This is a genomic window from Vibrio fluvialis (assembly GCF_900460245.1).
Classification (GTDB): Bacteria; Pseudomonadota; Gammaproteobacteria; order Enterobacterales; family Vibrionaceae; genus Vibrio; species Vibrio fluvialis.
In genome coordinates, this window is record NZ_UHIP01000001.1 from 1,439,665 (window position 1) to 1,460,322 (window position 20,658).

Annotated in this window: 23 protein-coding genes; 15 read left to right on the forward strand and 8 right to left on the reverse strand. The window is 50.3% G+C overall.

The genetic code is table 11. The annotated features are described in order from the left end of the window. The first annotated feature begins 2 nt into the window (after positions 1-2). The 4 genes from DYA43_RS06770 (at position 3) to DYA43_RS06785 (ending at position 3,351) form a co-directional block, all read left to right on the forward strand. Positions 3-1,040 carry a fumarylacetoacetate hydrolase family protein gene (locus DYA43_RS06770; protein ID WP_061056492.1) on the forward strand — a complete coding sequence of 346 codons (1,038 nt, stop codon included), beginning with the start codon at positions 3-5 and terminating at the stop codon, positions 1,038-1,040. Further along, the gene (maiA, locus tag DYA43_RS06775; RefSeq protein WP_020331003.1) at positions 1,033-1,680 is read left to right on the forward strand and encodes a maleylacetoacetate isomerase; all 648 of its coding nucleotides are present in this window, start codon (positions 1,033-1,035) and stop codon (positions 1,678-1,680) included. The genes DYA43_RS06770 and maiA overlap by 8 nt, the downstream gene beginning before the upstream one ends. A gap of 141 nt (positions 1,681-1,821) precedes the next feature. Next, positions 1,822-2,736, forward strand: a complete 915-nt coding sequence (locus DYA43_RS06780; RefSeq protein WP_061057212.1) for a glucosamine inositolphosphorylceramide transferase family protein — start codon at positions 1,822-1,824, stop codon at positions 2,734-2,736. A 48-nt stretch (positions 2,737-2,784) separates the two neighbouring features. Further along, positions 2,785-3,351, forward strand: coding sequence for a DedA family protein (locus DYA43_RS06785; protein WP_020331005.1), 567 nt, complete (start codon positions 2,785-2,787; stop codon positions 3,349-3,351). Between the two features lie 38 nt (positions 3,352-3,389). On the opposite strand, the gene DYA43_RS06790 is transcribed toward DYA43_RS06785, so the two are convergent. Continuing rightward, positions 3,390-4,220 (reverse strand): CPBP family intramembrane glutamic endopeptidase, encoded by an 831-nt coding sequence (locus DYA43_RS06790; protein ID WP_061056493.1) that lies wholly within the window; start codon positions 4,218-4,220, stop codon positions 3,390-3,392. 192 nt (positions 4,221-4,412) lie between these two features. On the opposite strand from DYA43_RS06790, the gene DYA43_RS06795 reads away from it, so the two are divergent. Beyond that, positions 4,413-4,901 (forward strand): NanQ anomerase/TabA/YiaL family protein, encoded by a 489-nt coding sequence (locus tag DYA43_RS06795; RefSeq protein WP_061056494.1) that lies wholly within the window; start codon positions 4,413-4,415, stop codon positions 4,899-4,901. Between the two features lie 72 nt (positions 4,902-4,973). Here DYA43_RS06795 and DYA43_RS06800 read toward each other — a convergent pair whose 3' ends face one another. From DYA43_RS06800 to DYA43_RS06825, 6 genes are all read right to left on the reverse strand, one after another. After that, positions 4,974-5,681, reverse strand: coding sequence for a glycerophosphoryl diester phosphodiesterase (locus DYA43_RS06800; RefSeq protein ID WP_020331008.1), 708 nt, complete (start codon positions 5,679-5,681; stop codon positions 4,974-4,976). 30 nt (positions 5,682-5,711) lie between these two features. Further along, positions 5,712-6,470: a DeoR/GlpR family DNA-binding transcription regulator gene (locus tag DYA43_RS06805; RefSeq protein ID WP_020331010.1), complete on the reverse strand. Its 759-nt coding sequence runs from the start codon at positions 6,468-6,470 to the stop codon at positions 5,712-5,714. Positions 6,471-6,478: 8 nt separating this feature from the next. Continuing rightward, positions 6,479-7,618: a sn-glycerol-3-phosphate ABC transporter ATP-binding protein UgpC gene (ugpC, locus tag DYA43_RS06810; protein ID WP_061056495.1), complete on the reverse strand. Its 1,140-nt coding sequence runs from the start codon at positions 7,616-7,618 to the stop codon at positions 6,479-6,481. A 7-nt stretch (positions 7,619-7,625) separates the two neighbouring features. Then, positions 7,626-8,468 carry a sn-glycerol-3-phosphate ABC transporter permease UgpE gene (ugpE, locus tag DYA43_RS06815; protein ID WP_020331012.1) on the reverse strand — a complete coding sequence of 281 codons (843 nt, stop codon included), beginning with the start codon at positions 8,466-8,468 and terminating at the stop codon, positions 7,626-7,628. 25 nt (positions 8,469-8,493) lie between these two features. Beyond that, on the reverse strand, positions 8,494-9,375 hold the full coding sequence (locus tag DYA43_RS06820; protein ID WP_061056496.1) for an ABC transporter permease subunit: 882 nt from the start codon (positions 9,373-9,375) through the stop codon (positions 8,494-8,496). A gap of 146 nt (positions 9,376-9,521) precedes the next feature. Then, positions 9,522-10,814 carry an extracellular solute-binding protein gene (locus DYA43_RS06825; RefSeq protein WP_061056497.1) on the reverse strand — a complete coding sequence of 431 codons (1,293 nt, stop codon included), beginning with the start codon at positions 10,812-10,814 and terminating at the stop codon, positions 9,522-9,524. Between the two features lie 322 nt (positions 10,815-11,136). On the opposite strand from DYA43_RS06825, the gene DYA43_RS06830 reads away from it, so the two are divergent. Further along, positions 11,137-12,090 carry a lactate/malate family dehydrogenase gene (locus DYA43_RS06830; RefSeq protein WP_032081390.1) on the forward strand — a complete coding sequence of 318 codons (954 nt, stop codon included), beginning with the start codon at positions 11,137-11,139 and terminating at the stop codon, positions 12,088-12,090. Positions 12,091-12,203: 113 nt separating this feature from the next. Beyond that, positions 12,204-12,989, forward strand: a complete 786-nt coding sequence (locus DYA43_RS06835) for an MBL fold metallo-hydrolase (RefSeq protein WP_061056498.1) — start codon at positions 12,204-12,206, stop codon at positions 12,987-12,989. Here the strand turns inward: DYA43_RS06835 and DYA43_RS06840 are convergent. After that, positions 12,954-13,481, reverse strand: a complete 528-nt coding sequence (locus DYA43_RS06840) for a lipocalin family protein (RefSeq protein ID WP_061056499.1) — start codon at positions 13,479-13,481, stop codon at positions 12,954-12,956. The two genes, DYA43_RS06835 and DYA43_RS06840, sit on opposite strands and share 36 nt — an antisense overlap. 175 nt (positions 13,482-13,656) lie before the next feature. Between DYA43_RS06840 and DYA43_RS06845 the strand changes: the two genes are divergently transcribed. The 8 genes from DYA43_RS06845 (at position 13,657) to DYA43_RS06880 (ending at position 20,445) form a co-directional block, all read left to right on the forward strand. Then, positions 13,657-14,424 carry a DUF3450 domain-containing protein gene (locus tag DYA43_RS06845; RefSeq protein ID WP_172465290.1) on the forward strand — a complete coding sequence of 256 codons (768 nt, stop codon included), beginning with the start codon at positions 13,657-13,659 and terminating at the stop codon, positions 14,422-14,424. Further along, positions 14,424-15,791 (forward strand): MotA/TolQ/ExbB proton channel family protein, encoded by a 1,368-nt coding sequence (locus DYA43_RS06850; RefSeq protein ID WP_061057213.1) that lies wholly within the window; start codon positions 14,424-14,426, stop codon positions 15,789-15,791. The genes DYA43_RS06845 and DYA43_RS06850 overlap by 1 nt, the downstream gene beginning before the upstream one ends. A gap of 9 nt (positions 15,792-15,800) precedes the next feature. Next, positions 15,801-16,346, forward strand: coding sequence for a MotA/TolQ/ExbB proton channel family protein (locus tag DYA43_RS06855; RefSeq protein WP_020331020.1), 546 nt, complete (start codon positions 15,801-15,803; stop codon positions 16,344-16,346). Further along, positions 16,343-16,747, forward strand: a complete 405-nt coding sequence (locus DYA43_RS06860) for an ExbD/TolR family protein (RefSeq protein WP_020331021.1) — start codon at positions 16,343-16,345, stop codon at positions 16,745-16,747. The genes DYA43_RS06855 and DYA43_RS06860 overlap by 4 nt, the downstream gene beginning before the upstream one ends. Further along, complete coding sequence (locus DYA43_RS06865) at positions 16,747-17,367, forward strand: energy transducer TonB (protein WP_020331022.1); 621 nt, start codon at positions 16,747-16,749, stop codon at positions 17,365-17,367. The genes DYA43_RS06860 and DYA43_RS06865 overlap by 1 nt, the downstream gene beginning before the upstream one ends. Further along, on the forward strand, positions 17,367-18,542 hold the full coding sequence (locus tag DYA43_RS06870; RefSeq protein WP_172465291.1) for a tetratricopeptide repeat protein: 1,176 nt from the start codon (positions 17,367-17,369) through the stop codon (positions 18,540-18,542). Before DYA43_RS06865 ends, DYA43_RS06870 begins: the two co-directional genes overlap by 1 nt. A gap of 195 nt (positions 18,543-18,737) precedes the next feature. Then, positions 18,738-19,505: a siderophore ferric iron reductase gene (locus DYA43_RS06875; protein WP_104408483.1), complete on the forward strand. Its 768-nt coding sequence runs from the start codon at positions 18,738-18,740 to the stop codon at positions 19,503-19,505. A gap of 103 nt (positions 19,506-19,608) precedes the next feature. Next, the gene (locus DYA43_RS06880; RefSeq protein WP_020331026.1) at positions 19,609-20,445 is read left to right on the forward strand and encodes a patatin-like phospholipase family protein; all 837 of its coding nucleotides are present in this window, start codon (positions 19,609-19,611) and stop codon (positions 20,443-20,445) included. Positions 20,446-20,658 lie beyond the last annotated feature (213 nt).

A 20,658-nucleotide genomic window follows, 5' to 3' on the forward strand; every position in this document is an offset into this window, starting at 1 on the left:
CAATGAAGTTAGCGACGCTGAAAAATCATACCCGTGACGGGCTGCTTGTGGTCGTCAGCCGCGATTTAACCAAATGCATCGCAGTACCGGATGTTGCTGAAAACCTGCAGCAAGCGCTGGATAACTGGAGCATAACGGAGCCGATGCTCGATGAAGTGTACCAGGCGCTGAATGATGGTGAACTGTATAACGAAATGGATTTTGACCCGACGCTGTGCGAATCACCCTTACCACGCGCGTATCAATGGGCCGACGGTTCTGCATACGTTAATCACGTGGAGTTGGTGCGTAAAGCGCGCGGCGCAGAAATGCCGCCAAGCTTCTGGACTGATCCGCTGATGTATCAGGGTGGCTCGGATACCTTCCTCGGCCCTAAAGACGATATCTTGATGGAAAGTGAAGCGTGGGGCATCGATTTTGAAGGTGAGGTGGCGGTGATCACCGACGATGTGCCGATGGGCGCAGATGCGGAACAAGCGGCGCACGCCATTCGTCTGATTATGTTGGTCAATGACGTGTCATTGCGCGGCCTGATTCCCGGCGAACTGGCCAAAGGGTTCGGCTTTTTCCAATCCAAACCGTCTTCGGCGTTTTCGCCAGTGGCTGTCACGCCCGATGAGCTGGGCGAACACTGGGATGGTGGCAAGGTGACGCTGCCGCTGCTGTCTACCTATAACGGCGAGCCGTTTGGCTGCCCGAATGCGGGGGTGGACATGACGTTTGAATTTCCACAGTTAGTCGCACACGCGGCGAAAACCCGCCCGTTAGGCGCTGGCGCGATCATTGGTTCGGGCACGGTGTCGAATAAGCAAGGCACCGATTTTGGCACCTCGATTACTGAAGGGGGCGTTGGTTATTCCTGCATTGCGGAAGTGCGCATGATCGAGACCATACGCGATGGTCAGCCGGCAACGCAGTTTATGAAGTTTGGCGACACCATCAAACTCGACATGCTTGATAGCGACGGTCAAAGTATCTTTGGCAGCATTGAGCAGCGCGTGGTGCAATATTTGCCGCCCAAGCAGGTGATTCATGGGTGAACGTAAACTCTACGGCTACTGGCGATCATCAGCGGCGTATCGGGTTCGTATTGCACTCAATCTCAAAGGACTCGAATATACACACTGTCCGGTGCATCTGGTTAAAGAGGGCGGCGAGCAGCACAGCGCCGCCTACCATCAGTTAAACCCCAGTGAGTTAGTGCCGACCTTGGTTGATGATGGTGTGACATTGTCACAATCTCTGGCCATCATCGAATACTTGGATGATGTGTATCCACAAATGCCGTTGATCCCGAGAAGTGGCCACAAGAAATATCAGGTGTTGTCGCTGGCGCATGATATTGCGATGGACATCCATCCCATCAACAACCTGCGTGTCTTGCAGTATCTGAGCAACGAACTTGCTGTGAATGATGAGCAAAAAGCCGAATGGTATCGTCACTGGGTTCAGGTCGGGTTTGCTGCCTTTGAAGAGAAACTCAACACGCGCGCCGGGGCGTTTTGTGTCGGCGATGAACTGTCGTTGGCGGATGTGTGTTTGGTGCCGCAGGTATACAACGCCGAACGTTTCAGCGTGGATATGACGCCGTATCCACAAATTCAACGCATCACCCAATCCTTACGTGCGATACCCGGATTCATCAAAGCGGAACCGGAGAATCAGCCTGACGCGCAATGATGTCTTAACTCTAAGCTTGGCTCAGAAATAACCATTCATGAATAAGGGTTTAGTTGCATTAGGATGATACGAATCCCATAATGAACGCACTATGTGTCAGGTGGCCATGCGTCATCTGACCATCATTATGGGGATTTAGATGTGCTTACTGCCATTAAAACGCTGCACAGCAAACTGTTTGAACTGGAAAAATGGCGCATAGGGATAGTGCATCAGAGCCTCAGTGAGATACTGAACTCGGGCGTTCAGCCAACCAATATCGAGTGGTTTAACTGCCATCGTTACGACTTTGTTGCTGATCCATTCTTATTTACTCTCGATGATCAACTCTACCTCGCGTGTGAAGTCTTTGATTACCTGCGCGGTAAAGGCAAACTCAAATGTTTCGATTTAGCGGGGAGAGAATACCCATTTTTTGAGGCCATCAATGCATTGGGCGGCCACAAATCGTATCCGTTGATCGTAGAACATGGCGGTGAATACTACGCCATTCCCGAAACCAGTGATCGCCACGAAGTCGCGCTTTATCGGTTTGACCGGGAAAGCGAACAATTCCTTTGGCATCAGGCGTTATTAAGTGATGGTGACTATGTCGACACATCATTAGTCGAATATGAAGGGCATTGGTATCTGTTCACTTCCGGCGCCCGCGATCCGTTCACACAGAGATTGTTTGTCGCCGATGAGTTTGCCGGCCCCTATCACGAACACCCACAATCACCGATATGCCGCAACATTTGCGGTGGACGTAATGGCGGTGCGATCGTGTCACTTGACAATCAGTACTATCGACTTGGTCAGAACTGCGATGGTGCGTATGGCAAGAGCTTGCTGGTGATGCAGATTAACACGCTCACGCCGACTCAATACGCAGAATCTGTCTTCAATGAAATTCATGCCGTTGAACCTTACGTCGATGGCATACACACCTTATCGTATTGCGAAGGTGTAACCGTTATCGACGCAAAAGTTCACACCTATTACTTGCCCAATCTGGTAAAGAAAATGGTATTTAAATTAATGGAACGTTTTGATATTGAACGCCACTATGATTAAGTGCTATTAAGCTAACGCTGAGCAAAACAAGGGAGCGGCAAGCGGAGTATGTCTTTAGAACAATTGATTGCGGATTACGGCTATTTGGCCATTGCTGTCGGTACCTTTTTTGAAGGGGAAACCATTCTGGTTTTGGGCGGCTTTGCGGCGCATCGCAGTTATCTCGAATTGCCGTGGGTTATTGCATGCGCGTTTGCTGGCACCTTATTTGGCGACCAACTCTATTACTATATTGGTCGTATCAAGGGCAAACAGGCGTTAGCCAAGCGGCCGCATTGGGAGGAAAAATCCCGGCGCGTGTTCGAATTGCTGGATAAGCACCAGATCTTATTGATCCTCGGGTTTCGCTTTCTCTACGGTCTGCGCACCGTCACGCCATTTTTAATTGGGGCGAGTAAAGTACCACCGCTGCGTTTTCTGATTTTTAATGTCATCGGCGCCGCGTTTTGGGCGATAACCGTTGGGGTGCTCGGTTATTTGTTTGGCAATACGTTGGAAATCATCATCGGCGATATCAAACATTATGAGATACAGGCGTTTGCCTTGATCGCATTCGGTGGGGTGGTGGCTTGGTTGTTGCGCCATCGCAGAAAACGATCGCGCGATTCAGAGTAAACATAAACGCCCTTGGTTTGTTACCAAGGGCGTTTTCGTTAGCGCGCCAAAACCGGATAAGTAAAGAAAACAAGATGAGTGAGATTAAACAGAAAGTGGAAAGCCACCGCTACCCATAACCGGCCACTGAAATGAAACGCCAAACCATAACCCAGGCCTGCCAGCGCAGCAAATACCACCAACAAAATGCCGCCGGATAAATGAGCTAAGCCAAATAGCACGCTAGCGGCGACGATACCAAAGATTGCGCCGCCGACATGCGTCAGCGTTTGTTGAATTAAGCCTCGAAACAGGGCTTCTTCCACCATGCAAGTGAGCAGCAGGTTGTTGAGCGCAAACAGCCACAACCAGTCCGGTAGCGAAAACTCGGGTTTCAGAGCGCCTAAAAACCAAGCGACCAACAACAACCCGAGCAGCGGTGGCAGAACAAACAGCGTATTACGCCAATGAGGCGGCGCCTGCGTACCCAGCAAAGACGGAAAAGCCAGCCACAGGGCAAAAAATACCAAGGGTTTGTCAATATTGAGATAGAGCGAAAATGGCGTGCTCATCGGCCCGGTCAGTACAGTATTGAGTACTTTGGTATTACCAAAGCCGGGCAGGGCGTGAACCATCAACGCCACGCACCATAGCAGCAACAGTGTCCAAGCCAGGTTTTTCACATAACCTGATAACTTAGGGATAGCGTAACCCAATCCGAGTCCGGCAACACTGATGGCCAACGCGAGCGTCGTCAGTTTATCGACCATCCAGGCTCCGCCAAGCGCCACAGCCAATAAGGTTAACGTTGCATTGCGTTGTTTGAAAAGCGCAGGAAGAACAGCGAGCATCAAAGGGATCCAAATCCATAGCGAGCTATTAGTAATCATATTGATTTTCCATGTATTTATAGAGGCGCATCGCGAGAAAGGCGGCGATTCTATGCAACTCATTCCGACAAACAGATTCTACCAGTCCTTGTTTGAACTCTTTTATTTGAAACAATGTTTCAAATATCACTTTCTCGAGCTCAATATGAGAGTAATATAGGCAGCAGAAAAGACAAATAAAGGATCACACTTGTGTTTATTGGTAAGACTTCACAACTTGAATTTGCGCAATGTTTATCTCCTAAACTGCTTCCTCTGATTCGCCAAGCGTTGGCTCAGCTCAACGAAGCGGAAAAGCACGGAGCGCCAATGGCGACAGGCCGACACGATCTCGACGGTGACAATGCGTTCTTCTTCATCATGAACGATCACACACAATTGCTGGCTGAGCGTAAATCCGAGTGTCACCGCCGCTATCTGGATGTGCAGATCCTGCTAGAGGGGCGCGAGACATTCGGCTACAGTCTGACGCCATTCAACGGGCTGGACGAAGACATGTTAGATGAGCGTGATTTGGCGTTCAGTGAACAGCTAAACGACGAGTTGTTCGTCTCAATTCAAGCCGGCGAATTCATCGTGTTTTACCCAGGGCAACCACACCGCCCGCTGATTGCGACCGAAGATGAGCCGATGCCCGTGCGCAAAATGGTGATTAAGGTCGACAAAGCACTGTTTGCGTAAGTCATAAGATACCAATCATTGATGACCGTTGGATAGAAAAACGCCCGCATATCGCGGGCGTTTTTGTGTGGATTAGATAAAGCGGCTTGGCCAGTCGGAGAAAATGGCATCCACTTGGTTGAGCAAGGGAAACTTGTCGCCATCATTGACTGTGTAACACCAGATTTGATAGCCGTCTTGACGCAAGGTTTGCACGTGTTTTTCCGTCAACCAGCGGTAATTTAAGTTGGCACTGAATGCATTCACTTCTTTCAGCACCGCTTTGTCTTTGGCAGACAATCGCTCGCTGAGCACGCCGAGTTTATAACCCGGGCAGTGCTGGTGCAGTTCGCGAATGATGTCATGACTGAAACTCGACAGCAGAATCTTCTCTTGCGCCAACGGGCTTTGATCCAGTTGCGCTTTAAGTTGCGACGCCACTTGCGCCACATCGTGCTTGTCAACTTTCACTTCAATGTTCAAACCCAGATCGCTTGCTGCCGCCAGTTCGAGCAGTTCTTGCAGCGTCATGATGGGTTCGCTGCTGAACTTGGCGTTAAACCAGCCGCCGAAGTCAAATTCGCGCAGTTCTTCCAACGTGTAGGCATCGACGCGACCTTTGCCATTACTGCAACGGTTGATGGTGTGATCGTGACAAACGATCAGCACATTATCTTTGGTTGGCTGAACATCGATTTCGACCCACTTGAGACCCATATCGATCGCAGCCTGTACGCTGACTCGGGTATTTTCCGGGAAAGTTCCGGCCACGCCTCGGTGACCCACAATAATCGGAGACATAACGCTTCCTTAAGCTTTGAGAATGGCGAACTACGCCACTACCATGTCGACTTGATGATTCTGACACAATTGTGTCATCTCGGGAGTGGCGAAATCGACAAAGAGTCGTTGCATTTCAGACAGTTTACCGCTGACCACCGGAGCATAGCGCCCCAATTTGGTTTTGTCTGCAACTAACCAGCATTGTTCGCTCTGTTCGATAATGGCACGGGTCAGATTGGCTTCTTCCGGAGTGAAATCCAACAGTTGCCCTTTATCGTTCAAACCACCTACACCGAAAATACCGATCTTGATGTTGAACTGGCGATAGAAGTTGGTGGTGGATTCGCCCACCGTATCTTCATCCGACGGGCGAACCGCGCCACCCGCAAGATGAATGGCAATGTTGGGGTTGCGGCTTAAGGTCAATGCGGCGTTGATGTTGTTGGTCACCACGGTCAGCCCCGGGTGATCCAGCAGCGCTTGCGCCACGTGTTTTGGCGTGGTGCCGATGCCAAGGAAAACGCTGCTGCCTTCCGGTAACTGTTCCACCACACGTTGTGCGATTTTCTGCTTCGCGGAGAGATTGATCAGTTCCCGGTTGGTGAAGGAGAGGTTGTCGTTGGCACTGGGTAGCGAAATACCACCGTGCACACGGCGCACCATACCTTTGTCGCTCAAGTCGTTCATGTCTTTGCGAATGGTTTGCACCGAAACATCAAAGCGTTCAGACAACAGCGCGCTGGACAGCACGCCGTGCGCCTGTTGCAAATACTCCAGAATCTGTTTTTGTCGGGTAGATAAACTCACACGTATCCTTACGCAATCGCGCGTTGAGCCAGAGAAACAGGGTAGAGGCGCTTGCCATGTTCGTCAAACAGATGCAGGTTTTCTGGTGTCACTGACAGTGTGAGCGGATCGTGGACCTGCAGCGCCATTTCCGGTGTCACTGCGATGAAATCACTGTCGCTGTCCAGACCAATGACGCGGCCATGCACCAGTTGGTTTGGGCCCAGCGGTTCGACGACGTTAATATCGAGTTCGAAGCACAGTGTTTCTTCGCTGCAATTCAGCTGTGCGTGCTCAGGACGAATGCCCAACGTGACCGATTCGGCGCTCAAACCATCATACTCGGGCAGGTAAAACTGTTGTCCGGCGACATGCAGGCGACCGTTTTTCAGCGACGCAGGCAGAAAGTTCATCGCCGGGCTGCCGATAAAGCTGGCAACAAACGTACTGGCTGGCTGGTGATACACTTCTGCGGGCGTGCCGACCTGTTCAATTTCACCCAGTTTAAGCACCACGATGCGATCGGCCAGCGTCATCGCTTCAACCTGATCGTGGGTCACATACACGCTGGTCACACCCAGTTCGCGTTGCAGCTTTTTAATCTCCAGACGCATGTGCGCACGTAACGCCGCATCGAGGTTAGAGAGCGGTTCATCGAACAGAAACAGCTGCGGATCGCGCACAATCGCACGGCCCATTGCTACACGCTGGCGCTGACCGCCCGAAAGTTTTGACGGTTTGCGATCTAGGTATTCATCAATTTTGAGGGTTTTGGCGACTTTGCGAATTTTCTCGTCGATGGTTTTCTTATCCACGCCGCGGTTTTTCAGCCCGTACGCCAGGTTATCGTACACGCTCATGTGCGGGTAGAGTGCGTAGTTCTGAAACACCATGGCGATGTCGCGCTTGGCGGGTTTCTCATTATCGACACGACGGCCGCCCAAATGAATTTCGCCGCTGCTGATCGACTCCAGCCCCGCAATGGATCGCAGAATAGACGACTTGCCACAGCCTGAAGGACCAACCAGCACAATGAATTCACCTTGTTGAATCGACAAGTCGACCCCTTTGACTGCGCGGTGGCCGTTTTCGTAAGTTTTTACCAGTTGTTTGATATCGAGCATCACGTTGTCCTGCTCCTTGCGCGCTGCGCTGTGTACTAAATGCATAACGGAATTATTTTTCACTTTCGACAAGTCCTTTCACAAACCAACGCTGGAACACCACCACCACCAATACCGGCGGCAGCATCGCAAGAATGACCATGGCGAAGGCGTAGTCATAGCGGGGAAGGTTGGTCTCATTAATATTGTTCAGAATCTGTTTAATGCCCATCACGATGGTGTTGTAGTGTTCATCGGTGGTCATCATGATGGGCCATAAATATTGGTTCCAGCCGACGACAAACATGATGATAAAAATCGCGGCCATCATGGTTTTAGAGAGCGGAAACAGAATATCGATGAAGAATCGAATCGGTCCGGCGTTATCGAGTTGCGCTGCCTCCAGCAATTCGTCAGGAATGGTTTTAAAAAACTGGCGAAAGAAGAAGGTCGCGGTTGCCGACGCAATCAGCGGCAGAATTAATCCGGTGTAACTGTTGAGCATGCCAAGGCCGGACACCACTTCATAAGAGGGGATGATGCGTACTTCCAGCGGCAGCAGCAGCGTGACGAAAATCAGCCAGAACCACGCGCTGGCATACGGCAAACGGAAGTAAACCAGCGCGAACGCCGCCATCATGGAGATGATGATTTTGCCAATCGCAAAGCCAAGCCCCATCACCATCGAGTTAAAAATCATGGTGCTGGCGGTGACGTTACCGGCAAAGCCGAGGCTCTTATTCCACGCTTCGTCGTACACGGCAGACAGGTTGTCACCGATGCTCCATTGCAGACCTTCACTGATGATGGTGTTCGGATTGTGGGTCGAACTGGCGAAAATCAGCCAAATCGGCGCCAGCATAAACAGTGCGCCGGCAATCAGGATCACGTGATCCGACAGTTTATTGCTTTTCATAGTCATTCCTTAAACATCGCGTCAATCAGTAGTGCACGCGCTTTTCAACGAAGCGGAACTGAATAAATGTCAGGCCGAGCACCAGCAGCAGAAGCACGACTGATTGCGCCGAACTGCCGCCCAAATCAGCACCGACAAAACCGTCGCGATATACTTTGTACACCAGCGAGGTGGTGGTGCCGCCCGGGCCGCCGTTGGTCATGGTGTCAATCACGCCAAACGTATCGAAGAAGGCGTACGTCAGGTTGATCACCAACAGGAAAAAGCCCGTTGGTGCCAGCAGCGGAAACGTAATCGTCCAGAAGCGTTTGCTGTCACTGACGCAATCGAGCGTGGCCGCTTCTTTGACCGCGTAAGAGATAGACTGCAATCCGGCGAGAAAATAAACGAAGTTGACCGCGACCTGTTTCCATACTGAAACCAAAATCAATGCAAAAGTGGCATCGAACGGGTCGGTCTGAACGCTGAACTTCCAGCCTACTTTGGCGAAGAAATCGGTCAGCACACCGATGTGTGGGTTAAACAGAAACCCGCCAATGATGCCCGCTATGGCGGGGGCAACGGCGTAAACCCAGGTTAGCGTCACTTTGTACGGGCCTTGGCCATGAATCACATTGTCGGCTTTGACGGCCAGCAACAGCGCAATGGCCAGCGACAGAAACGATACCAGTGCCGAAAACAGCACGGTGAAACCGAGTGATTCCAGGTAGTCGCTCGACTGAAACAGCATCTGGTAGTTTTCAAACCAGACGAACGTGGAGGACATGCCCCACGGATCTTCCAGCATGAATGAGAGATAAATTGCCTTAGCGGCTGGATAAACGAAGAAGATCGCGATGATCACGATTTGAGGCGCCAGCAAAAAATAAGGCAGTGGTGAGTGAAAAAATTGTTGTCGACGTTCCACGACTCTTTCCAGTAATTCTTAACCCCGGCAACATTCTGTGAAGCGAGAATCTTCACTTAATCTTGGGGTTGGGTTAGCTACTTTTCGTACAAGCGAAAACAGCATCAAAAAGAAAGCCTGCTTACTCAGGTAAGCAGGCGAGCGCGTTATTGCACGGTGCGTGCAAAGCGATTCAGCAGTTTTTCACTTTCGTCTTCGACTTTGTTCAGGCTCTCTTCAACCGAAGAGCGGCCTGCGAAAATGTTGTCGAATTCACGGTGCATCACTTCACGAATCTGCGGGTAGTAACCCAGGCGGTAACCTTTGGTCCATTCACCCGATGCCAGGCTCAGCTGTTTCACGCCCACTTCCGCATCCGGTTGCTTGGTGTAGTAACCTGACGCTTTGGTCATGTCATAGGCTGCGTTAGTGACGGGAACGTAACCTGTGGTTTCGTGCCAGTACATTTGTACTTCCGGGCGAGTCAGGTAAGCAAAGAAGGCCGCGACCGCTTTGTCTTCCGCTTTAGGATGACCATTAAGTGCAAACAGCGCCGCACCGCCGATGAACGTGTGTGTGCCTTTGGCGTTCAGAGATTGCCAGTAAGGCAGGTACGTCGTGCCCAAGTTAAACTTCACGCGGTTACGCAGGCCGCCGAATGAACCCGAAGAGCCCATCCACATCGCCACTTCCTGACGTTCAAATGGCGTCTGGTTTGCATCCCAGTTACTGCCGTAGTACTTGAAGTAACCTTTGTCCGACCACTCTTTGAGTTTCTTGAAATGCATCACCATGTCTTTGGTGTTGAACATCAACTTAGAAGAGAGTGACTCGTAGCCGTTCTCATGGTCAGAGAGGGGCAAGTCATGGCGAGATTTGAAGTTCTCAAACATGATCCAAGGTGTGTGTGACTGAGAAAATGCCACGTAACCTTTGGATTTCAGCTTTGCCGCCAGTGCTTCAAGCTGCTCATACGTTTTTGGCGCTTCGCCATCCACTTTGTTCAGAATGTCTTTGTTGTAGTACAACACGGGCGTTGAAGAGTTGAATGGCATGCCCACCATTTTGCCGTTGTTGTCGGCATAAAAGTTACGCACACCTGCCAGGTAATCTTTGGAGTTAAACGAATAGCCCGCATCGATCATGATGTCTTGTACGGGTTTTGCTACACCCGGTGCGTTCATGATGGTTGCTGCACCGGCATCAAACACCTGAAGAATGTTTGGCGACTGACCCGCACGAAATGCCGCGATACCGGCCGTCAATGTTTCGGTGTACTCACCTTTATAAACGGGAGTGATTTTGTAGTCGTTCTGTGACGCGTTGAAATCTGACGCAATCTTGTTCACGGTTTCGCCTAGCTGACCACCCATGGCGTGCCACCAGGTAATTTCTGTTGCCGCTAAACTTGATCCTGAAAAGGTTGCTGACAGCAGACCCGCTAACCATAGCTTGTTCATTGTGTTTTCCCTTGTTGAGTTTCGAACGAGACTGTTCTTGTTTCGTTTGACGCTATGGTGGCGAAAAAATGTTTCACATCCGTGGACGTTAAATTTCATTCTTATGAAAGATTTATGGATCGATTGAGCAAAATCACATTCTGTGGTTCATCGGACGATTGCACAGTTATGGCGCAAGTAATCATTCAAATGACCTAACAAAGCGCAATATCTCAGTCCAAAACGCCAGGTTATGAGAAAAATACAAAATAAAATTGGAACAAAGATTGCTAACATTAGTAACATCAGTTGAAGTTATTGTCGTTTTTATCAGGGAAAGAAAATGAAAATAGGTGTGATAGGTGCAGGCGCTGTTGGGGTAGGGATCTGTAACTACCTGTTGACCTTAGGCAGCGTCAGTGAACTGATTTTGTTGGACCGGGATGTTGCTCGCGCAGAAGGCGAAGTATTCGATTTTCGCCATACGGCGGCGCTGACGTTTTCTAAAAATACCCGCATCGTACCCACGGACGATTATCTGGAGCTGATCGGCGCAGATATTGTGGTAATCACCGCTGGCGCGCAAATTCAGCAAGGCCAGTCAAGGATGGATCTGGCTGAAATCAATAGCAAAATTGGCGTTGATATCGCCAAGAAAATCGAACGCGTGGCACCTAAAGCGGTACTGATTGTGGTGACCAACCCCTGTGACATTGTCACGCACAGCATTGTCGCCAACACCGGTTACAGTCCGGGCCGGGTGATCTCGGCAGGTTGCGTGGTGGATACCGCGCGTTTAATGACCATCGTTGCCCAACGCGTCAATCTCGATCCGAAAAATGTGTTTGGCTATGTGCTGGGCGAACACGGTAGCCACTGTTTTACGCCCAAAAGTTTAATCAGTATCGCTGGACAAGCCGCAGACTATTACTGCGATGCGAACCATCTTGACCGGATTGACGCCGATGAGCTGCTTGAGTCCGTCAAACAGGCGGGCTATGAAATTTTCAAACGTAAAAACAACACCACGCACGGTATCGCGGCCAGTGTATTTCGTATTATTCAGGCGGTGACCATCAACGAACATTCGGTGCTGCCAGTCGGTACTCTGCTACGCGGAGAGTATGGTCTGAAAGATGTGGTGCTGAGTTTGCCAGCCGTGGTTGGACGCAACGGGGTGGAAAAAATCCTGATTCATCCGTTTACCGATGATGAAATGCAGACCCTGAAATCAATCGCAGATAACTTGCGGGAAAACATGATAAACGTCGCCAAATCGACAGGATTTAGCTACTAATTTGATCGGGCGAGTGTTTTTACTCGCCCGTTTTCGTTTTTTACGTGCCAGAGCCGCCGGTAGTGCTATGCTTACTTTAATCCAAGGAGTGGACAGACCAGCGAAGGAAACGCGTGAAATTACATACTCTTAAAGGTTATATCCAAAACATCTATCTCGCCGAATACCCGGATAAACTGCTGTTGCTTGATGGTGCCAGCCGTGCCGATGTGCCCGTGATTCAGGCATTCATTGAAAAGACACTTGAGCGCCCATTCCGCGACTTAAAAGCGGTGGTCGTTACCCACATGCATCCGGATCATGCCGGTGGTGCGCATAAGCTGCGCGAACTGACCGGGTGCAAAATCGTTTCTGCTAACAAAACGAACCATTGGTATCAGGGCTGGGATGGCGTGTTAATGTACCTGACCGATTTAGCGTTAGCGCACTGGATGGCAAACCGCTTGCGCTGTCCGAAGCGCCGTTTGTGGTTCGCCCGTAAGCTGCGAGCAGACATTCGTTTGTGTGACGGCGACGTGATTCCGGGGTTTGAAGATTGGCAGGTGCTGGAAACACCGGGACATACCGATCGCGATTTATCGGTTTACCATCCCCAGCAGGGTATCTTGTATGTGGCAGATTTGATTGTGGAAGTGAAGAAACGGCTGATTTCTCCTTTTCCCATCTTCTATCCGAATCAGTATCGCCTCTCCGTCAAGCGCGTACTGGACCTTGCACCTAACACATTATTGCTCGCTCATGGTAAAGACATTCCCTTTGATGAAGCGGCGTATCAACATCTGATTGACACCACACCCGTTCGCCCGGCCACACACTGGCGGGTGACCAAACTGAAAGCCAAAAGTGTGATGAAATCAATATGGCTATTTGGCTTTCTGGAGCGGAAAAATCAGCTTTGAGGTATCAAAGCCCGCCGCCTGCGCTTTTTTGATGACGGCTTGCAACTCACTATCGGCAATGGTCGGTGTGCGTGACAGCAGCCATAGATAGTCGGTGTTGTAGCCGCTGACTAGCGCCAGTGAGTAATCATCTTTCAAATCAAACACCACGTAGCTGCCATAAAACGGGCCAAAGAACGACACTTTTAAGTGAGCGATATCCGGTGATTCGACAAATTTGGCTTTGCCTTCCGCTTCCTGCCATTGCTGTGCCTCTTCATTCCAGCCCCGATTGATGACCTTGACGCTGCCGTCGTCATTGAGTGAATAGGTGGCGCTGATTTGGTTCAAACCGCGTTCGAAACTGTGGTCAAGCCGAGCGATTTCGTACCAGGTCCCTAAATAACGATTGAGCTCAAAACTGCCTACGGGCGTCACTTTCTCCGGTGTTCCGGTACAGCCGCCCAGCAACATTGCCAACAAGACAAACACATTAAACTTCCACAATTTCATAACACTATCCTTTTTATCAAGACGAAAGGGCATACGTAACACCGAGCTTATGCGATCATTCTTCACCCCACGATTGTCGCCAGCAAGAAAAGCGGCTAGAATGGCAAACTTAGTTGATAATGAGAGCTTTTATCAATAACATATTCGCATTCTCACGCGGTAAATGATTACGATGATGAACCTTTTAAAACCTAGCCTTGTACTGCTTTCAGCAGCGACCATGCTTCCAGCTTATGCCAATACACTGGACGATGCGAAAGCCATTCAGACCCAAACTAATGCAGCCTCTGCTTCTAGTCAGCGCACGATCGATAAAAGCTCGGCCGCCGCGATGGAGCTGCAATCTGAGATTGAACAACTGAGCGAAGAGGTCAAAAACCTTGCCGTGTACCGAGATCACCTAGCGTCACTGGTGGTCAGTCAGGAAAGCGAGATCTCCAGTCTTCAACAGCAAATCGTCGAAATCAACCAGACTCGTCAAGGCATTGTGCCGCTGATGTACCAGATGATTGACGGACTGCAAACCAATCTGAGTCAGGATAAACCGATTCGTCTGACCGCTCGTGAAGATCGTATTGAGAAACTTAAAGCGCTGATGCCACGCGCTGATGTCAGCGATGCCGAGAAATACCGTCGTATCCTTGAAGCGTATCAAATTGAAATGGACTACGGTTCGAAACTGGGCATCTATCAGGACAAAATCCAACTGGCGGATAATGACGCTGTAGAGGCGGATATCCTGTATTTAGGCCGAGTAGCATTGATTGCTCGTAACCTGAATGCGACCAAGTACTGGTCTTGGGATCAAAAGCAGCAGCAATGGCTGTCTGTAGAGAGTGGCAACAAGGCAGATCTGGATACTGCCTTTAATCTGGCAAACCAACAGATTGCGCCAACACTCCTGACTCTTCCTGTATCCCTGACTAAAGCGGAGGCAAAATGATGACATTGAATAAACTTGTCTCTGTGATGGGGCTGAGCTTGATTCTGACTGCGCCAACCTTTGCAACAACGAATCTCGTTCAACAAGCAAAAACTGAAAACCGCACAGAGCAGACGCACAACGTGAAGCGCGAAGCGGATTTCAAAAAAACAGAACAAGAACTGAAAGCAGAAAAAGCCGCGCTGGTTGCCAAACGTAACGCTTTGCAAGCCGAAGCGGACAAGCTCTCTGCTCAGTTCAGCAAAAACGAAAACAGTCTGGCGCGTCTGGAAGAAAAACTGCGTTTAGAAACTGGCAGTTTGGGCGAAATTTTTGGCGTAGTACGTCAAAATGCGAAAGAGATTCGTGCGGAGCTGGAAAACTCCGTCACGGGTGTTGACCGTCAGCAATACGCATCGGTCATCGATGACATCGTCGCGGCAAAATCTTTACCTTCGATGAAACAGTTGATTGGTCTGTGGCATGCGATGGATGAGCAAATCCACGCCAGCGGCGAAATCAGCACGCACGATATTGCGTTTATTGACGGTGAAGGTCGCACACAAACAACTTCCGCGACCCGCATTGGTGCGCTGGGCCTGGTGACTGAGCAAGGTTACGTCAACTGGAACAACGCGCGTAAAGACGCCATCGCGTATCAGAAGCAACCAGACAATGGTCCGACATCGTCTTCTCTAGCGTCTATCGAACAGGGTGACACGGCTGCTGTGGTACTGGATCCATCACGTGGCACGCTGCTAGAGCAATTGGCTCAAGCTCCGACACTGCAACAGCGTCTGGAAGCAGGTGGCGTGATTGGTAAGATCATTCTGGTGCTGCTGGCCGTTGGCCTGATTATCGGCGTTTACCGCGGCATCGTGCTGGCGATTGCACGTCAGAAAATTCAATCGCAGCTGAAAGCACCAAATCAACCGGGTAACAACCCGCTGGGTCGTATTCTCTCTGTGTACAACAAAGAGCAGAATCGTAGCGTTGAAGCACTGGAACTGCGCTTGCTTGAAGCGGTCGTGGATGAACAAACGGGTCTGGAAAAAGGCTTGTCGATGCTGAAGCTGCTGGCTGCACTGGCACCGATGCTGGGTCTGCTCGGTACGGTGACCGGGATGATTGAGACCTTCCAGGTGATCACTCAGTTTGGTAACGGCGATCCAAAAGTGATGGCGGACGGTATCTCGATGGCACTGGTGACTACTGTGCTTGGCCTTGTGGCGGCCATGCCACTGCTGCTGGCGCACAACATCCTCAGCACGCAAGCCGAGAACATTCGCAATATTCTCGAGAAGCAGGGGATTGGTCTGGTTGCGGAAGAAGCTGAACGCGAATGTGGTATCACACCCGCTTCTCGTGTTGTTGGTAACGCAGCGTAAGGAATTAAGATGAACCAAGCAGACTGGTTGTTTTCACTGAAAAATCTGTTTTTGCCACTGTCTGAGTTTATGGCTCAGGGTGGAACAGTGCTTTGGTGGCTGGCTGCGGTCGTCGCTCTATGTTGGCTGTTGGTGGTTGAGCGCGTGATTTATCTCGCGTTCACTTTTCCGAAACAACGTAAGCAGTGGGTTGAACAGTGGCATGCCCGTAACGATCACCAATCGTGGCACGCGCACGCCATTCGCGAGGGCTGGATTGGTCAGGCGCATATCGCGCTGACCCAAAACCTCAATGTCATCAAAGTACTGGTCGCCATTTGTCCGATGCTCGGACTACTTGGCACGGTCACCGGGATGATCTCGGTGTTTGACGTAATGGCAACCCAAGGCAGCAGCAATCCTAAATTAATGGCGTCAGGCATCTCTCTTGCGACTCTGCCCACCATGGCGGGCATGGTCGCTGCGCTGGCCGGTATGTTCGTGCACGCGCGTCTGGCCAAAACCTGTCGCCTGTTTGAACTGAAATTAGAAAAATCGTTAAGGAGTCAGCGATGAGACTCGGTCGACGTCAGTCGAAACAAGAAGAGGCGCAAATCGACCTCACCTCAATGCTGGATATCGTATTCATCATGTTGATCTTCTTCATCGTGACCAGCTCGTTTGTGCGTGAGTCCGGTGTGGAAGTGAATCGTCCGTCAGCCGCCAATGTGGTGGCGCAGAAAGATGCGGGCATTTTTGTGGCCATCACCTCAGCCAACGACATCTATATCGATAAACGTCAGGTTGACGTAGAACGCGTTCAAGCGACGCTGGAGCACCTGTTACTGGAACAACCTGACGCATCACTGGTGATTCAGGCTGATGAGCATGCTTATAACGGCACCGTCGTAAAAGTGATGGATGCTGCGAAAGGGGCAGGTGTGAAGAACATCGCGCTGGCTGCGGAGAAACGCTGATGGGGCGTCTATTGTTAGCCATGCCATTTGCCGCAAGCATCTCGATTGGGTTGTTTGCCTTTATGGCATGGATGGTCAACAACGACGGTATGCGCGCCCCCAAACAAGGGCAGTCGTTGAGCTTCAACATGGTGATGGTGGAGCAGGAACAAGATGTTCAACGCCGCCAGCGTAGTGTTCCGGAGCAACCGAAAGCGCCGGAACAGCCACCGGAAACACCAGTGTCGCAGCAACAAACTGCTGCCAGCAATACCGTGTCGCCAACCAGCGTACCGTCTTTGGGGCTGGATACCGCAATCAACGGCATTGAGATCAGTGCGCCGACATTTGGTGACTTTGGCGTAAACCAGCAGGCGCTGCCGCTCTATCGCGTTGAACCCAGCTATCCGCCTCGTGCCCTGAAACGTGGTGTGGAAGGTTACGTGGTCCTAAAATTTACCATTGATGAAACTGGTCGTCCGACCGATATTGAAGTCGTCGACGCGAATCCGCGCCGCATGTTTGAACGTGAAGCGATGCATGCGCTGAGGAACTGGAAATACCAACCGAAATTGTTGGATGGCAATGCGGTATCTCAGCCGGGTCAAACCGTAAAATTGGAGTTTAAACTAGCCAAATGATGAAACGATTAATCGTCTGTCTACTGCTGATGAGCTCAACATCGTTCGCCATGGCCGTGGAGCTTAGCCAGTACGCGGCTAATAAAGCCATGAAAGCGAACCAATTGGCACAAGACGGCAAGCTAAACGACGCCATCAGTACGCTGAAAAACTCCGATGTCTCTCGCGCTTACGACAAAGCGTACTTTGCGCGCATGCTCGGCGTGTTTTATTGGCAGAACGAGCAGCTTAAACCCGCCATTCAATCGTTGAGTGACGCTGTCACTAGTGGTGAACTGGCGGACGATCAGGGTTGGACGACGCGTCGTATGCTGGCAGACCTGCTTTTAATGGACCACCAGTACAAGCAAGCCCTGCCACACTACTATGAGCTGGTGAAATCAGCGCCGAAAGATCAGAAAGTGTATGAGCTGTGGCTGCGTATCGGACAAATTCATTATCAGGCGCAGCAGTGGCAAAAATCTCTTGATGCGATCGCTCGTTATGAAAGCTTTAAACGACCGGATGAAGTGTCACCGTTGTCAGTGAAGCTCGGAGCGCAGTTACAACTGGAACAGTGGAAAGCGGCTATCCCGACACTTAAGCGCTTGATAGCTCTGGAGCCAGAAAAGGGCAACTGGTGGTTACAGTTGGTGAGTCTGGAACTGCGCACCGGACAGAAAAAAGATGCGCTTAGCAGCCTTGGGCTAGCCAAACTTCAGGGGATTGAGCTAAGCCAGCACGATTTGCGTCTCCTGGCACAGCTTTATGCGCAAAACGGCGTTCCAGAGCGGGCAGCGCGAGTGATTGAACTGCTGGATGAGGCTGACTCAGACATTCAACTCATCACCGAGCGTGCGTTTTACTGGCAGCGTGCCAAAGAGTGGGATCGCGCGATTGAAACCTGGACGCTGGCCGCGAAATTCGATCGTAAATACCATTGGAACGTCGCGCAGCTTCTCAACCAACAAGGTGACTACCGCTCGGCACTGGCTGAACTGGATAAAGTGCAGGAGAAGGATCGTCAACCTCAGGTTGCACTTGCACGCACTCGTGCGCTTTACAAGCTCAACCAACTGGAAGAGGCGCTGATTCAGGCGAAGAAATCAAATAATCTTGAGCCATCGGATGAAGCCAAAGGCTGGATCAAATACCTCACACAACTGCGTGAGATCCAGACGCGTCAAACATCCTGAACACCGCGCGATATTGCATTAAAAAGACCTCTTAGTGAGGTCTTTTTTTATGGCGGTACGAGTACGGAAATATTCGATAAGGTGGCATTGTAATAAAGGTAAATAATATTGATTTGCAAATAGCATTAATTTGCAAATGATAATGGTTATTTGTATTCTTTAGGTCTTAGCCGCATTACAGGATAAACCGCACCCATGCATCAGGTCAGCATGCAGAGTCAGGCAGCTTTTGAATCTCTTTTTCATTATGCTCAGCAAATTACGCCATACCTTGATGGTCGTGTCGGCACAGCACAGGGCAACGAAGACGTTATCGCGCTGACTCGCAATAATGGGGAAGTATTCGCGTCGCTTTATGAAGAACTTAAAGCCGCGACGCCGGAAGCCGGGCAGGCGTATTGGTTAACACGCACCTGGGGTCTACTATGCTGGCAGCCGGTTTATCTGTCGTTTTTGTCGGTATACACACAAAAAGCGCTTCCGGATTTTACCCGCCTTGCTCAGTATCGCCGCCCGATGTTTGTTGCTGGGTTCAGTTTCGAGCCGCATGAATGGCAAACAGGAAAACGGACTCAGCTCATTTATCACGCTGCGCATCAACTCAATACGCTGTTTGAGCAGTACCGCGAGGCAATGAACCAATTTGTCCGCATTCGCCCTGGTTTTACCCAACATTTGCTCGCCGACATGCTGCTTAGTTGCTTGGTGCGACTTCAACAATTGCGTCCGCATTATTCCAACGCTCAAATCCTGACTCAGGCCCGCTTGTGGCTGGATGCCTTTGAACTGCCGGAAAAACATCTGGCAAGTCTCAAGCTCGATCCCGAAACTCAACAGCTCAAACTGATACGCAGCAGTTGTTGTCTGGTTTATAAATGTCATGGCCGTTCAGTGTGTGCCGATTGCCCACGAGCCGCAGCAAATAAACAAGAACTGGCCATTGAGTTAACCCTTGTTCATTAAGTTACATATAAGATACCTATCTGATTAATAACCAAAACCCATTTGGCGTATGGCGTTCTTAGGCCTATTCTGATCTCATTCAAACGATAAGAGGAGAACGCAGATGGCAGAGAAAACAGCACTGGTCGTCGAAGGTGGAGCGATGCGCGGCATTTTTGCCAGCGGAGTGTTGGATTCCTTCATGGACTTTAACTACCGCCCTTATGATTTCGTCATGGGTGTGTCTGCCGGGGCATCCAATCTTGTCGGTTATTTATCTCATCAACCTCTGCGCAGTTATCAGGTCATTACCAATCTGGCGACCAGTAAAGATTTTTACAATCCAGGACGCTTCTTGCGCGGCGGCAGTCTGGTGGATGTACGCTGGCTGCTTGATGAAGCCAACCGTATCTATCCTGTCGATGAAGAGCGCCTGTTTTCTTCAGTACCGTTTTACGCGGCAGCGACCAACGTGGAAACGGGTAAAGCCGATTACTACCGGGTGACCAAAGATAACTTTGTGACCGCAATAGAAGCGAGTTCTGCATTGCCGTTGGTTTATAAACAGATGCCGTGTTTTTCCGGTGGTTGCTACACCGATGGCGGTATTGCGGATTCGATTCCGGTCAAAGAAGCTTACCGACGCGGAGCGCGTGATATTACGGTGATTTTGTCACATCCACTGAGTTATCAAATGGCAAAGCCCAAAAGTGAATGGATGATGAAACGACTGTTTGCACGTCATCCTCACGTGGCAAACTCCATCATTCACCGCGCTGAAAAATACAATGGCTCACTGGAATTTATTCGTCATCCGCCAAAAGACGCAACCATTCGCGTCATAGCGCCACCGGAAAACTTTGCCGTTAAACGCTTAACGATGAAAAAACCACTGCTGGATTTGGGCTATCAAATGGGCATCAAAGCTGGTCGTGATCATGTGCAAACACTAGGAGAATAGCGATGAATTTTATAGAAAAAATGATCGTTTTTGTGTGTGAAATCGATACTTACCAAGATGTTTTGGCTGGTTTAGCTAACACTTACGATGAAGAAGTTTGATACCGATCGCGGGTTGTGACACTGCCCAATTTCATTCGAGAAGAGAAAACTTGAATGTTCTCGCAATGTCTTACTCACGCTTTTGGTATCTCGGAATAACCTTTTCACAATA